Source organism: Streptomyces sp. NBC_00704, from assembly GCF_036226605.1.
Classification (GTDB): domain Bacteria; phylum Actinomycetota; class Actinomycetes; order Streptomycetales; family Streptomycetaceae; genus Streptomyces.
In genome coordinates this window covers 7,331,846-7,344,744 of the sequence record NZ_CP109000.1, presented here as the reverse complement: position 1 = coordinate 7,344,744, position 12,899 = coordinate 7,331,846, and the positions used below count along the sequence as shown (strand labels likewise).

Annotated in this window: 13 protein-coding genes; 5 read left to right on the top strand and 8 right to left on the bottom strand. The window is 75.7% G+C overall.

What is annotated here, in order from left to right; genetic code table 11:
* Positions 1–114: 114 nt before the first annotated feature.
* Positions 115–480 (bottom strand): hypothetical protein, encoded by a 366-nt coding sequence (locus OG802_RS31860; RefSeq protein ID WP_329416123.1) that lies wholly within the window; start codon positions 478–480, stop codon positions 115–117.
* Positions 477–1,055 (bottom strand): STAS domain-containing protein, encoded by a 579-nt coding sequence (locus tag OG802_RS31855; RefSeq protein ID WP_329416121.1) that lies wholly within the window; start codon positions 1,053–1,055, stop codon positions 477–479. Before OG802_RS31855 ends, OG802_RS31860 begins: the two co-directional genes overlap by 4 nt.
* Positions 1,056–1,181: 126 nt before the next feature.
* On the opposite strand from OG802_RS31855, the gene OG802_RS31850 reads away from it, so the two are divergent.
* Together OG802_RS31850 and OG802_RS31845 are read left to right on the top strand one after the other, a co-directional pair.
* Positions 1,182–1,529, top strand: coding sequence for a helix-turn-helix transcriptional regulator (locus tag OG802_RS31850; protein WP_329416119.1), 348 nt, complete (start codon positions 1,182–1,184; stop codon positions 1,527–1,529).
* Positions 1,530–1,761: 232 nt separating this feature from the next.
* Positions 1,762–3,690 carry a C40 family peptidase gene (locus OG802_RS31845; protein ID WP_329416117.1) on the top strand — a complete coding sequence of 643 codons (1,929 nt, stop codon included), beginning with the start codon at positions 1,762–1,764 and terminating at the stop codon, positions 3,688–3,690.
* A gap of 19 nt (positions 3,691–3,709) precedes the next feature.
* On the opposite strand, the gene OG802_RS31840 is transcribed toward OG802_RS31845, so the two are convergent.
* Positions 3,710–3,883 (bottom strand): hypothetical protein, encoded by a 174-nt coding sequence (locus OG802_RS31840; RefSeq protein WP_329416115.1) that lies wholly within the window; start codon positions 3,881–3,883, stop codon positions 3,710–3,712.
* Between the two features lie 104 nt (positions 3,884–3,987).
* Between OG802_RS31840 and OG802_RS31835 the strand changes: the two genes are divergently transcribed.
* On the top strand, positions 3,988–4,671 hold the full coding sequence (locus OG802_RS31835) for a class I SAM-dependent methyltransferase (protein ID WP_329416114.1): 684 nt from the start codon (positions 3,988–3,990) through the stop codon (positions 4,669–4,671).
* 46 nt (positions 4,672–4,717) lie between these two features.
* Here OG802_RS31835 and OG802_RS31830 read toward each other — a convergent pair whose 3' ends face one another.
* The 4 genes from OG802_RS31830 to OG802_RS31815 form a co-directional block, all read right to left on the bottom strand.
* Positions 4,718–5,293, bottom strand: a complete 576-nt coding sequence (locus OG802_RS31830) for a phosphatase PAP2 family protein (protein ID WP_329416112.1) — start codon at positions 5,291–5,293, stop codon at positions 4,718–4,720.
* Positions 5,286–6,677: a diacylglycerol/lipid kinase family protein gene (locus tag OG802_RS31825; RefSeq protein ID WP_443055409.1), complete on the bottom strand. Its 1,392-nt coding sequence runs from the start codon at positions 6,675–6,677 to the stop codon at positions 5,286–5,288. The genes OG802_RS31830 and OG802_RS31825 overlap by 8 nt, the downstream gene beginning before the upstream one ends.
* Before the next feature lie 200 nt (positions 6,678–6,877).
* Positions 6,878–9,016 carry a DUF1996 domain-containing protein gene (locus tag OG802_RS31820; protein WP_329417566.1) on the bottom strand — a complete coding sequence of 713 codons (2,139 nt, stop codon included), beginning with the start codon at positions 9,014–9,016 and terminating at the stop codon, positions 6,878–6,880.
* Between the two features lie 193 nt (positions 9,017–9,209).
* On the bottom strand, positions 9,210–10,133 hold the full coding sequence (locus tag OG802_RS31815; protein ID WP_443055470.1) for a hypothetical protein: 924 nt from the start codon (positions 10,131–10,133) through the stop codon (positions 9,210–9,212).
* Between OG802_RS31815 and OG802_RS36050 the strand changes: the two genes are divergently transcribed.
* The gene (locus OG802_RS36050) at positions 10,014–10,361 is read left to right on the top strand and encodes a hypothetical protein (RefSeq protein ID WP_443055469.1); all 348 of its coding nucleotides are present in this window, start codon (positions 10,014–10,016) and stop codon (positions 10,359–10,361) included. The two genes, OG802_RS31815 and OG802_RS36050, sit on opposite strands and share 120 nt — an antisense overlap.
* Before the next feature lie 80 nt (positions 10,362–10,441).
* Positions 10,442–11,149 carry a cupin domain-containing protein gene (locus tag OG802_RS31810; RefSeq protein WP_329416109.1) on the top strand — a complete coding sequence of 236 codons (708 nt, stop codon included), beginning with the start codon at positions 10,442–10,444 and terminating at the stop codon, positions 11,147–11,149.
* 318 nt (positions 11,150–11,467) lie between these two features.
* On the opposite strand, the gene OG802_RS31805 is transcribed toward OG802_RS31810, so the two are convergent.
* A complete protein-coding gene (locus OG802_RS31805) occupies positions 11,468–12,892 on the bottom strand; it encodes an alkaline phosphatase family protein (RefSeq protein ID WP_329416108.1) in 1,425 nt (474 codons plus the stop codon).
* Between the last annotated feature and the right edge of the window lie 7 nt (positions 12,893–12,899).

Genomic DNA, 12,899 nt, shown 5'->3' with positions numbered 1-12,899 from the left:
CATGGGCCTCCTGCCACCGCAGGGGGCCCATGCCCGTGCCGGGAACGCAACGGTGGACGGGCGGGGTGTGTGGGCCGCCGTCGGCCCTCCGTGCCGGGCCGGGCCGCTGGCGCGTCAGCGCGGGGTGCGGCTCCGGTCCGACGCGCGCGTGCGGAGCAGGACCGCTCCGGCGACCGCGGCCGCCGCCGCGCCGGCCGCGCACACGCCGCCGCGGGAGCGCCAGGACAGCACGGAGCCGACCGAGGCGGCGGACAGCACCGAGCCGGCGCTGAGCCAGGAGCCCACCGCGGCCACGGACGCGGCGGAGCCGACGGACCCCACCGACAGGAAGCTGCCGACCGAGCCGATCGAGAGGCAACTGCCCACGGAGCCGATCGACAGGAACGAGCCGACCGAGCCGACCGACAGCGTGGAGTCCCTCGACCACAGGGAACGCCGGGAAGCCCCGGCGCCCGCATGCTTCGCCCCAGATCTCCTCATGGCCCGAGCACAGGTCCGCGGGCCCCGGGACGACGGCCGGTCGCGTCGCCCGGCAGCCGGGCCCCGACGGTCACGGGGCCGGCCCCGGTCCGGTCGGCGGCGTCGGTCGGCGGCGCGCTCGGGCCCGCCGGCGCGGACGGCGGCGGGAGGACGGTGTCCGGGGTGTCGGGGGTGTCGTAGGGGTCGAACAGCGGGGCGGTGCCGGTCAGGTCCAGCAGGCGGGCCACCGGTGGACTCACCGTGCGCACGGCGACCGTCTTGCCCTCGCGCAGGCCGTCCTCCCGCGCGCCGAGCAGCACGTTCAGGGCGGAGCAGTCGCAGAAGGCGACCGCGTCGAGTTCGAGGTCGATCCCGTCGGCCGCGGCGCCGAGCGCTCCGTGCAGCGCCCGTTCCAGCCGCCCGGTCGTGTCCAGGTCGAGCTCTCCGCGCACGGTGACGACGACACGGCCGCCCGCGGGACGCACGCCGATCACGACACCGGCGTGCGGCGGACGGGGGCGGGCGGCGCCGTCCGCCCCGGCTGCCGTGCGGGCGTCCACGCCTGCGGCGTTCGCGTCATGGGCTGATTCCGGCATGACCGCCTCCCCGGTCACTCCACATGTCACCACCAGGGTCGCTCCCCATCCCGTCATACGTCAACCAATACACGAAATATAGTTCCGGTATTTGTATGCGTGAAGTCATGGACATAGGATTGCCCCATGGAAGGGGTGCCCGAGCCACACAACGGATGGACGTTTCTCACCAACCACGCGCGCGTGCTCGCCGTCATCGCGGACGACAACAGCGCCCGCATCCGGGACATCGCCGCGCACTGCCGGCTCACCGAACGCGCCGTGCAGAAGATCATCGCGGACCTGGAGCAGGACGGCTATCTCTCCCACACGCGGGAGGGGCGCGGCAACACCTACCGGATCGAGCCCGACCGGGTGCTGCGCCATCCCGCCGAGGCGGGGCTGAGCGTGGCGGCGCTGCTCTCCCTGCTGGCCCGGGACGAGGCGGCCCGCAACCGCCGCCCCGTGGCCGAGGCGAGCCGCCGACGGTCGTGACGGGCCCGCCCCCGACGCCCGGACCAGCGGCGCGAGGGCGGGCGAGAGACGAAGGTCACGACTGCGTATCGGACATTTAAGACCTCAATCTTCACGCCAGGCACACAAGTTGGCTAAGTTGACGCCAGGCCGTTCGACTGCCCGTCAGGGCAGGGGGCTTGAGGCGCCCGCAACAGGGGTCGCCCCGATTCCGCCGCCCAACCGCGGCGGGCACGGAAGGAGTACGTCTTCCATGGCGACGGATCGCAGCCCGCGCTCCCCAGGCAGCAGCGACGAGCCGAGTCGGGCGGAGATCCAGCAGCGGGTCAGTTCGCTCTACGACCGGGCCGAGAGCGACACGGGCACCTACAACGCGACACGCGCCATGTCGGGCCGCTCCCGCAAGGCGTCCCCTCCCGCCCCCGGCAACGGACGCCGCTCGGGCGATCCTTCGCTCGACGCGGTGGCCAGGCAGTGGTTCGACCGGGCCCGCGACCGGGTCGGGCCCACCGTCCCCGCCGTGCTGCCGACCGATCGGCTGCCGACCCCCGCACCCCGGCGGGCCCCGGCCGCGGAGCGCCCCGGTGACAGCGCCGTCGTGCGCGAGCTCGAGGCCGGGGTCCGACGGACGCCCGAGCTGACCGGGCGCGCGGTCGCCGCCCTGCCCGCGGTGCCCGAGCCCCGTCAGGGCGAGCCCAAGGCGCCGGCGCCGGCCGCCCTCCCCGCGCTCACGGCCGGGCCCGCCGCCCCCGCCCCTGCCGCCGCCGCGCCCGCGGACCGGCAGGCCTCGCTGAAGAGCACCAAGGAGCGCAACGGGCGCAAGCTCGCCACGGCCCGGGACATCCTGGCCCGCGCCGTGGGCCGCCCCGCTCCGGCCCTGCCCGCGGCCGCCCCGGCCCCGCTCCCGGCAGCCGCCCCCACGGCCGTCCTGCCGGTGCCCGACGCCCAAGCGGTCGCGGCCCAGCCGGTTCAGCAACCCTGGGACACCGCCGAACAGCAGGCCTTCCGGGCGGAGATCACGGCCGCGTGGGCGGGCCGCCCCGCCGCCGGTCCGCCCGACCCCACCGGCGCCGACGCGCTCCTCACCGCGACGGGCCCGCTCGCCGCCGTCACCACGACGTCGGGCTTCCCGGCGCGGACGGCGGACTTCGGCACCCAGGCACCGGCCTTCGCCGCCCCGGCCCCCGGCTTCGGCGCCCAGGCGCCGGCCGCCGCGCCCGCGTCGAATTTCGCCCCGTCCGAGGCCGCTCTCGTCGCGCCCGCCGCCTCGGGCCCCGACCCGCTCATGCCGCAACCGGCGTCCTTCGCGGCGCAGACCGGCGCCGCCCTGCCCGAACCGGGCCCGCGCGCATGGGAGTCCGGCATCCTCACGCCCGACGGCGGGACCGGCGGCCTCGCGGTCGCGAACGGCCACCCGGTCCCCGAACCGGCCTTCGCCGCCGCCCCGTCCGGCTACCCCGTGCCCGACTTCGGTCTCCCCATGGCGAATACGGGTCTCCAGGCGTCCGTCGCCGATGCGCTGACGGGCGGTTTCGGACAGCCGGCCGCCGGCCCGGTGGTCGCCGGGCCCCCGCCGGGCCAGGCCGCGGCCGAACTCCTGCCGACGGGACCCGAGTACGGCTTCGCCCCGGCGGCCGACGCGCTCACCATGGACCGGCCCGGCGTCACCGTCCCCGCGTGGGACGTGATCACCGTCGGCTCGGGGTACCCCGCCGTCGCGACCCCCGCGACCCCCGCGGCCCCCGCCGTTCCGCTCGCCGCCACCGTGGCGCCGGTCGCGGGCCCGGCCGACGCGACGTCCCGCACCACCGGCACGGCGTACCTGGGGAAGGCGGACAAGGCGCTCGCCTTCGCCCGCGCCCAGGTGGGCAGACCGTGCGTGTGGGGAGCCACCGGCCCCGAGTCCTACGACTGCTCCAGCCTCACCCAGGCCGCCTGGCGGGCCGCCGGGGTGACCCTGCCGCGGTCCGCCATCGACCAGGCGAAGGCCTTCACGCGGGTCAGCCTGGCCGATCTGCGCCCGGGCGACCTCGTCTTCTTCTTCGACGACCTCCGCCACACGGGCCTGTGCACGGGCGACGGCATGATGATCCACGCACCGGGCCCGGGCGCGTCCATCCGCGAGGAGGCGATCCTCCCGTTCGGCGAGGGCGCGCTGCGCGGCGCCGTCCGGCCCGCGTGAGGACGCGGGCGCCGCTGGCTCAGCCCACCGCGGATCCGGCCCGCACCTGGGCCCTTCTGGCGTTGTTGTAGGCGCGCAGGAGGAGTTTGGACACGGCGCAGGGCGACCTGTCGAAGTGACACTGGCGGCAGGTGCGCGCGTGCTCCTCGTAAGCGGCGCGGGACTCCTGCAGGGCGTCCTCGGGAGTGGTCATGGGGGTCCTCCGAACGGAACGACGGTGTGCCGGGGCGTGGCTACTCGCGAGTAGGTTCCACGTCAAGAGGATTGGATCATGTTACTTACGGTAGTGAAAAACGCATGACCGGAACCGCACGTCACGACAGGGGGACCGACTTGACGGACCACGACGGACGGCGCGCGGCGCGGGTGTTCGACGCGCTGGGACCGGCCTACGAGACGGCGTTCGCTCACTCGCGGGCGCACCGCGCCTCGCTGGACTGGCTGCTCGGGCGGCTCGCGCCCGGCAGCCGCGTGCTGGACGTGGGCAGCGGGACCGGACGGCCGACGGCCGAGACCCTCGCCCGTGCGGGCCACGAGGTGCTGGGCGTCGACGTCTCCCCCGTCATGGTGGAGCTGGCGGCCCGGCAGGTGCCCGAGGCGCGGTTCCGCTGCGCCGACGCACGCGAACTCCCGTTGCCGGAGAACTCGTGGGACGCCGTCTGCGTCTACTTCTCCCTGCTGCAACTGGACCGCGCGCAGCAGGCGGAACTGGTCGGCAGGCTGGCGCGGGCCGTGCGGCCGGGGGGCAGCCTGGTGCTGGCGACCGTGCCGCTCGACGTCGAGGGCGTCGACGCCGTCTTCATGGGGCAGCCGGTGCGGGTGACCAGCTTCGCGGGCGAGGCGCTCGTCGAGCTGGTCACCCGGGCGGGTCTGACCGTGCTGGCCGAGGAGAACGTGCTGTTCACCCCCGACCATCCCGAGGCCGTGGCCGAGCCGCACCTCTTCCTTCACTGCGGCCGCCCCGAGACGGCCGCGGGGTAGGCGGGCAGAAGAGCGGGCGGCGGGCCGGCCCGGACGGCGGGGCCGCTCAGCTCCTCGCCGCGCGGGCCGCCAGCCCGACGACCAGCGCCGCCGAGCCCGTGCCCAGCAGGGCGCCGGCCACCACGTCACCGGGGTAGTGCACGCCGGTGTGGACCCGCGAATAGCCGACCGCGCAGGCCAGCAGCCCCAGCGGGACGGCGGCGACCGGCAGGGTGGGGCCCACGGCGGCCGCGAACGCCACGGCCGACGCCGTGTGCCCGGACGGGAACGACGCCGAGTGCGGCATCGGCACGTGCCGCCCCGGGAACGGTGAGTCCTCGGCACGGTGCGGACGCGGGCGGCGCACCAGCTTCTTGCCGAGGAGGTTGGCGGACGCCGAGGCCACGCCGATGGCGGCCACGCCCAGCACGGCGGCCCGGCGCGGGCGGCCCCGGCGCAGCGACAGCGCGGTCGCGACGGCGAAGGACAGCTTGGAGTGGTCGGCCGCCGCCGACAGCCGGCGCAGGGCGCTGTCCAGGGTGGGCGTCCTGGTCACGGTGACCGCCTCGTACAGGGCCTGGTCCAGCGTGACGAGGTCGGTGACCAGGCTCCGGGCGGAAAGCTTCGGGCGGCGGTCAGACATCGTAGGCCTCCTTGACGGTGCGGGGGTCGGGACGGCCGAGGGCCAGGCGGACGATCCGCCGCCAGTCGACCGTGGGGGGAGCGTAGGCGGCGCCCGGCCGGTGCCGGGGCACCCTGACCCGCAGCGCGGCGGGCCGTACCGTGCAGACGACGGGGGTGGCCAGTTCGAGGGCCTCGCCGTCGACGGCGACCGCTATGCGCTCCCGGTCGGCCTCGACGACGACGCGCCGGGAGGTCACGGAGGTGATGCCGCCCGCCCGCTCGCCCAGCAGCGCGATCTCGGCGGCCTGCGCCGCGCCCTCGACCCGCACGCCGATCACCCCGAGCAGGCCGGCGTCCAGCCGGGGGCGGCGGCCGCCGCCCAGCGGATCGGCGCGCGCGTACGCGTTGTTGCTGACCAGCAGGGCCTGCGGGGCGTGCAGCTCGGTGTCGTCCGTGCGGACGTGCAGGACCGGCGCCGCGTCGCCCTGGAGCAGGTCCGGCAGATGGTCGAGGGCGGTCGCGGCCTTGGCGTCGCGGTAGTCGGGGCTCTGCACTATCTCCGCGTACGCGCCGAAGGAGACGGTGTTGACGAAGGCGCGCCCGCTGACGTCGCCGAGGTCCACGCGCAGTTCGACGCCGCTGGTGAGGGCGTCCAGGCTGAGCACGGGATCGGTGCGGTCGAGGCCGAGGTCCATCGCGAAGTGGTTGCGGGTGCCGGCGGCGACCACCAGGAACGGCACGTCGTGTTCGGCGGCCACGGCCGCGACCAGCGCCTGCGTGCCGTCGCCGCCCGCGACGCCGAGCAGGTCCGCGCCGTCGGCGACGGCCCGGCGGGCCTCCTCCGCCGGATCGGTGTAGGTGTCGTCGGCCCCGAGCACGATCACCCGGGCGCCGAGCGCCTCGGCGCGCTCGACCAGACGGTGCTTGACCACCTTGCCGCCGCCCGAGCGCACGTTCATGATCAGCACCGGGCGGCGCGGCGGCGGGGTCCTGCGGCCGTGGGTGCCCTTGGGGCGGCGCACGCTGCGCAGCGAGGCGCGGGCCGAGGCCAGCGCGCCGGCCCACAGGGCGAGCGCGCCCACGGCCACCGGCCACAGCCCGGACAGCGCGTACAGCACCATGACGCCCACGGGCGCGGCGAGGGCCACCACGGCCCCGAACAGGCGGGCTCCGCCCCGGTGCGCCAGCATCCACCACACGCCGGCCCCGGCCACGGCGAGCAGCGCGAACCCGGAGAGCAGGATCAGCCAGCCGCCCGCGCCCGCGCCCGCCAGCACCACGGCCGCGCACCCGGTGACCAGGAACAGCGCGAGCCGGGCCCAGCCCCGCGCGCGGGCGACGGCGTCCCGCCGCAACGGGCCGATGTGCGCCAGCGCCCACTTCGTCGTACGTGTCTCGTTCACCGTGCGCCCGCCATGCTCCGTGGCTCCTCGTTGTGCGTCGACAGCGCTGACGATCTCGGTCAATTGTCCATGGCCGGGCGGCATGGTGTGACCGGGCTCCCGCGGTCGGGTGCGGCGGTGCGACGGGCCCGCCCCGGACGGAAGCACACGAGCAGGGGCCCGTCGGCGGTCCGACGGGCCCCTGCTCGTGCGTTTCGGGGTCAGGCGCGCCTGGTGCTGCGGCGCAGGACGACGAAGCCGCCGATCACCAGCAGGGCTCCCAGCGCGCCGGGCCACAGGTTGGCGCCGGTCTCGGCGAGGCCGCCCTGGACCGCCTGGGGCTCGGTGCCGCCGACGGCGGAGCCGGAGCCCGTGTCGGCCGGGGGCGTGGAGTCGCCGGACGAGGGCGTGGGGGCGGCGGACTCCGGAGCGGTCGCCGGGGCGCCGATCTCACTGCCCGAGCCCGCGGCGGGCGCCGACGCGGGGGCCGAGACGGCCGCCTTGGGCGAGGGCTTGGTGTAGACGCGCGGCGCGGTGCTCGCCTTCGCGGGCGCTCGGGGCGACTCGGGAGCCTGGGACTGCTGCGCGCCCCCCTGCCCCTTACCCTCGTCACCGCTGCCGTTGCCGGCACCGGAGCCGTTGTTGCCGTCGTTGCCGCCGTTGGCGGAACCGTCGTTCCCGGAGCCGCCGCCGGCGGTGCCGTTGTCTCCGGTGTTGCCGCCGTTGCCGGTGTTCCCGCCGTTGCCGGTGTTCCCGCCGTTCCCGGTGTTCCCGCCGTTCCCGGTGTTCCCGCCGTTGCCGTCGCCGGTGCCGGCGTTCGCGGACCCGTCGTCACCGCCGTTGCCGTTCCCGGCGCCGTTGTCGCCGCCCTGGTCGCCGCCGTTGCCGCCGCCGTCGCCCGGCTTCGCGCCGGCGCCGCAGGTGCGGCCCTGGTTGATGCAGTCGACCATGTCCCGCATCAGCTTGTCGTCGAAGACGTTGATGAAGTCGCCGTGGTCCGTCACCGGCTTGTGCAGCTGCTCGGGGAAGGAGTCCACCGCGAACAGCGGGGTCGTCCTGCCGCCGTCCTGGAGGCTCGGCGCGTCGACGTCGTACACGATGCGCTGGACCAGCTGCGGCACCGCCTTGAAACCGTTGGGGCAGGAGCCGTCGGCGGCGGCGAAGGCCACGTGGGTGCGGTGGTTGGCGCTGTCGATGTTGGCGCCGTCCCAGCAGCTCTGGAAGCGGAAGGTGCGCACCACGTCGCTGCCGGCCGGGCAGAGCGGGTACTTGTCCTTGAGCTGGCGGTCCTCGAACCCGGTGCAGCTCCACGAGGCGTTGGCGTTGGCCGTGCCGTTGACGAAGGCCTTGGCGTCGCCGGTGATGATGCGCAGCAGCCGGGGCATGGCGGTGACCCGGGAGCGCGGGTTGCCGACGAAGGTCAGCGTGACGTCCTTGGCGGTGACGATCTTGCCGGCGTTGCCCTCGACCCCGCCGCCGGGGCTGCCCGCGTCCCGCTCCTGGTCGCCGTTCTGCAGGCGCAGGACGGGCCAGTAGTAGGTCGACTTGTCGCCCTGGTCGACGCAGCTCGTCTCGGCCTTCGCCAGATCGTCGTCGGAGGCGAAGGCGCTGTTGGACTGGTTGCCGATGTAGTCGTGGAAGTGGTGGGCGCCGTTGGAGACGCCCGGCGCGACGATCACGTTGTCCGAGTTGAACAACCCGTTGGCGTTGACTCCGCAGTTGCTCGTGAACGTGCCGCGGGAGGGGCCGGACGCCGGGTCCGGGGTCTGCGAGGGCTGGACGGACTTGATGTCCGCGTAGTCCGCGGCCACCGGCCCGTTGCCGGCCTGGCCGCCGTTGCCCTGCTGGCCCTCGCCGCCCTGCTGGCCGTCGCCGTTCTGGCCGTCGTCGCCGTTCTGGCCCTGGTCGCCGTTCTGGTCGCCGTTCTGGCCGCCGTCCTGGTTCTCGTCGCCGTTGCCGTCGGCGCCCCCGTCGGCCTGGTCGTTCGAGGCGCGCAGGGTGCAGGCGGCGAGGGACTCCAGGCCCTCCGGGCGGTCGCCGACGCGGTCGATGGCGACCGCGATGCGTTCGAGGGTCGCGCCGCGCTTCTCCTTCAGCGGGTTCATCACCGCGTTGTCGGCGAAGCCGGCATCCTGCTGCACGGCCTGCGCCGAGTCCTGGAGTTGGCGGTAGGCCGCGGCGATCTGCTCGTCGAGCCGGGCGAGTTCGCGGTCGACGTCGGCGGACGCCGCTTCGGGCACGTCGGTGAGTTTGCTGCCCACGTCCGGACAGTCCACGGTGACGGCGCTGTTGCCGGCCCGCCGGGTCGTGTTGCCGTCGGAGCCGTCCTCGGTGGCCGAGGCGTACACGTTCGCCGCCATCAGGCCGCCGCCGCCCAGCATGAGGGCCGCGGCCAGGAAGGTCGCGCGTCGTCCGCCCGTCGGGCGTCTGCGCCTGTTGTGTACCAAGGAGTGCTCCTACGCGTCGTGGGCGGCCATGGACAGGAAATCCCCCGGCTCAATACGCGGCCGGACCCAGAAGTGTTCAACCGCACCACGCATTCATAGCAACATCTCAGACACGCCCGGCGGCGCGCCCCTTCACCGCCGCCTCCGGACCGTCCCCCGCAGGCAGGGCGGAGCCCGGGGACGGCGATCGCCCCCGGCGGCGGGCGCGTTCGTGCAGCAGGCCCATGACGAGGGCCGCGGCCACCGCGAGCAGATGCTCGCGACCGGCCAGGTTCGGCTTGGCGATCGACTCCAGCACCATCGAACCGCCGGTGAGCAGGAAGACGACGGGCGCGCGGCGCACGACCGAGAGGAAGGTGAACAGTCCGACGACGGCCGCGGACGGACCGGTGTCGAGCACGTGGCCCGCCTCGGGCGGCAGGCCGAACCCCCACCAGCCCGGCCCCATCGCGAGCATCACCCGTACCGAGAGCGTGCCCGCCAGGGTGGACGCGTAGGCGACGAGCAGGGTCCGGCGGCGGCCGAGGGCGAGTTCGGCGAGGGCGAAGGCGAGGAAGAGCTGGGTGAGGCCGGCCCACACGGGCAGGTCGAGCGCGGGCACGTAGAGGGACACCGGGGTGCGCAGCAGGGCCAGCCACAGGGGCACGTCGCCCTGGACGCCGCCGACGGCGCGCACGGCCGTCGCGCCCGCGGGGTGCTGGGCCAGGGCGTGGAAGAAGATCACGCCGAGGCACGCCACTACGGCCAGCAGCAGCGCGCCGGGACCGCGCCGGCGCAGCTCGCGCAGCGGGCCGGCCACGATGCCGTGCCACTCGTTCCGCAGGGTGCGGCCGGCGAACCGGGCGGCGCGGGACGGCGCACCGTCGCGCGGCGCGTCCCGGCCGCCGCGCCGCGGCCGCCGCCCGGCGCGATCCTCCAGGGCGCGGTCCTTCGGGGCGCGGTCCTCCGGGGCGCGGTGGTGTCCGGCGCGGTCCTCGCGGGCGCGGTCGGGCGCGGCGCGGTCGCGAGGCCGTTCCACTTCGGGACGCAGGATGCTCAAGGTCTCCCCCACACACTCGTCGCGCGACGCTTCGCGCGAGTCACGTTCTGGAGGACGCAAAGACGTGGCCGGAGGCTTACTCGTGTGCCGGGCGTCTCTCTCGCATCGCGGAGCGGAGCGGCGCGGGCACCGTCGGTGAGGCCTGACTGCCGGTCACCGCGCTGTCACACGGGTGGGCTACTGTCACGTCCGTGGAACGCACTGACCAGCGGAACATGACCCCGGCCAGGTTACGTCGTCCGGTGGGCCCGACCGGCCCCGGCGCCCCGGCCGCCCACCCTCTCCCGAGCGATCGCCGCGTGACCCGCCGCCCGCCCGCGGAAGCCAGACCCGCCGCCGGACCCGCGCACCGCGCGGAGGCCGGCCCTCGTGACGGCCCGGCGCCCGTGCTGCTGGCCGACGGCCTCCTCACCGAGCGGCTCGCCCTGGAGGCGCCGCGGGAGACCAGGGTCGTCGTGACGGACTACGAGATCCCGCCGGGCGGGTCGCTGCCCTGGCACTACCACGAGGGCCGGGTGGTGGCCGTGGTGACGGCCGGCGTGCTGACCCGGACCCTGGCGGACGGCTCCGAGTGCGTGACGCCCGCGGGCGGATGCATCGTCGAGCCGGTCGGACCGCAGGGCGTGCACATGGCGGAGAACCGGGAGCCGGATCCGCTGCGGATCTGCGCCATGTTCTTCCTGCCACGAGGCGCCGCGCTGTCTACGCGCGCAGCCCCCCGCTCTCGGCCGGCAACGACTGACCCGCGCGCCGACCGGGACGGCGGGCACCGCGTACGGCGGGGGCCCGCGTACGGCCGCGCGTCGCGGGGACGCGCCGGGGTGTGCCGGCCGTCGTGGCGCTGCGGAAGCCGGGCGGCGGCGCGGTGCGGGCGGGCCGGGTCGCGCCGCCGCGCCGAGCGACGCGGGGCCGTGCCACGTACGGCCTGCGCGTCGCCGGGCACGCGGAGCCGTGCCGCGTGCGGTCGGCGCGACGCGGGCGCGCAGGGCGGGCCGCAGCGGCGCTGAGGCCAGGCGGCGGCGCGGCCCGACCGAGTCGCGCCGCCGCGCCGAGCGACGCGGGGCCGTGCCACGTACGGCCTGCGCGTTGCCGGGCACGCGCTGGCCGTGCCGCGTACGGCCGGCGCTACGCGTGGCGCGCGGGGCAGGCCCGCAACGGCGCTGAAGCCGGGCGGCGGCGCGGCGCGGGCGGGCCGGGTCGCGCCGCGCGACGGGGGGCCGTGCCGCGTACGCCTGCGCGTCGCGGGGGTGTGCCGTCGTGGCGCTGCGGAAGCCGGGCGGCGGCGCGGCGCGGGCGGGCCGGGTCGCGACGTCGGGTCGCGCGGTTCAGGTGTGCGGGCGGCGGCCCGGCTCCTGGGCGGGGAAGCTCTGCTCGGCGCCCGGCAGCGCGGGCCTCGGCAGGGTGGCGACCTCTTCCTGCGCCCTGAGCAGTTGCTCGGCCGTGTCGTCGGGCAGCGCGGGCGCGAGCGGCTCGGGCGCGTCGAAGCGGAAGACCGAGGTGAGGTCGCCGAACGCGCCGCGCCGCCAGGCGCTGATGTTGGGCTCCCCGACGCCCGTGACGGTTTCGAGGAATCGCAGGGTGGAGGTGTGGTCGAAGGCCTCGGAGGCGACCCAGCCGCCGACGGTCCAGGGCGAGACGATGATCGCCGGGACCCGGAAGCCTCCCCCCACGGGTGCTCCCGCGACGAACTCGCCGGGGGTGCCGGCCGGCGGGGTCGGCGGTGGGACGTGGTCGAACAGCCCGTCGTTCTCGTCGTAGTTCAGGATGAACGCGGTCTTGGCCCAGACGGCCGGGTCGGCGGCGACCGCCTCGATCTTGGAGGCGACGAAGGCCGCGCCGGCCGCCGGCAGGAAGTCCGGGTGCTCCGACTGGTGGCCGGGCGGGATGATCCAGGACACCGTCGGCAGCCGGTCGTTGCGGGCGTCGTCCTCGAACGTGCCCTCCGGCTGGGGCCGGACGCCGCGCTCGTACAGGTCGGAGCCGGGCAGGGCGTCCCGGAACGCGGCGAACTGCTCCAGCAGGTTGCAGCCGTAGTCGTCCTCCTGCTGGTACACCTTCCAGCTCACCCCGGCCGCCTGGAGCCGTTCCGCGTAGGTCGTCCAGCCGAACGGCGTGGGGGCGGAGTTGCGGATGACCGGGCCGCCCTCCCGGCCGTCCGGGTCGATGCTGCCGGTCATCCACATCAGGCGGTTGGGCCACGTCGGGCCGAGGACCGAGCAGAAGTAGTGGTCGCAGACGGTGAAGGTCTCGGCGAGGGCGAACTGGAAGGGGATGTCCTCGCGCGTGTAGTAGCCCATGACGTACGGGCCGTCGGCGCCGTCGGCCGTGCGGTGGGCCGGCATCCAGCGGTCCATCCGGCCCCCGTTCCACGCCTCGTGCTGCACGGACCAGGCGTGGCTGGTGGACGGGATGGCCTGGGCGCTGGAGGTACGGGTGTCCAGGTGGAAGGGGAGGAGGTAGCCCTTCGGGTTCTGGGGGTCGGGCTGGTGGAAGACGGAGCGTCCGGTGTCGAGGGTGAGCGCTTGGGGGTCGGCGAAGCCGCGCACCCCGGACAGGGTGCCGAAGTAGTGGTCGAAGGAGCGGTTCTCCTGCATCAGCAGGACGACGTGTTCGACGTCGGCGAGGGATCCGCGGTCGGGGCGTCCGGCGGCGACGGCCTTCTGGACGCTCGGCGGGAGGAGGGAGAGGGCCGCGGCGCCCAGCGCGCCCGCGGCCGAGCCCAGCAGTCTTCGGCGGGTCAACTCGGCCATGTGTCGT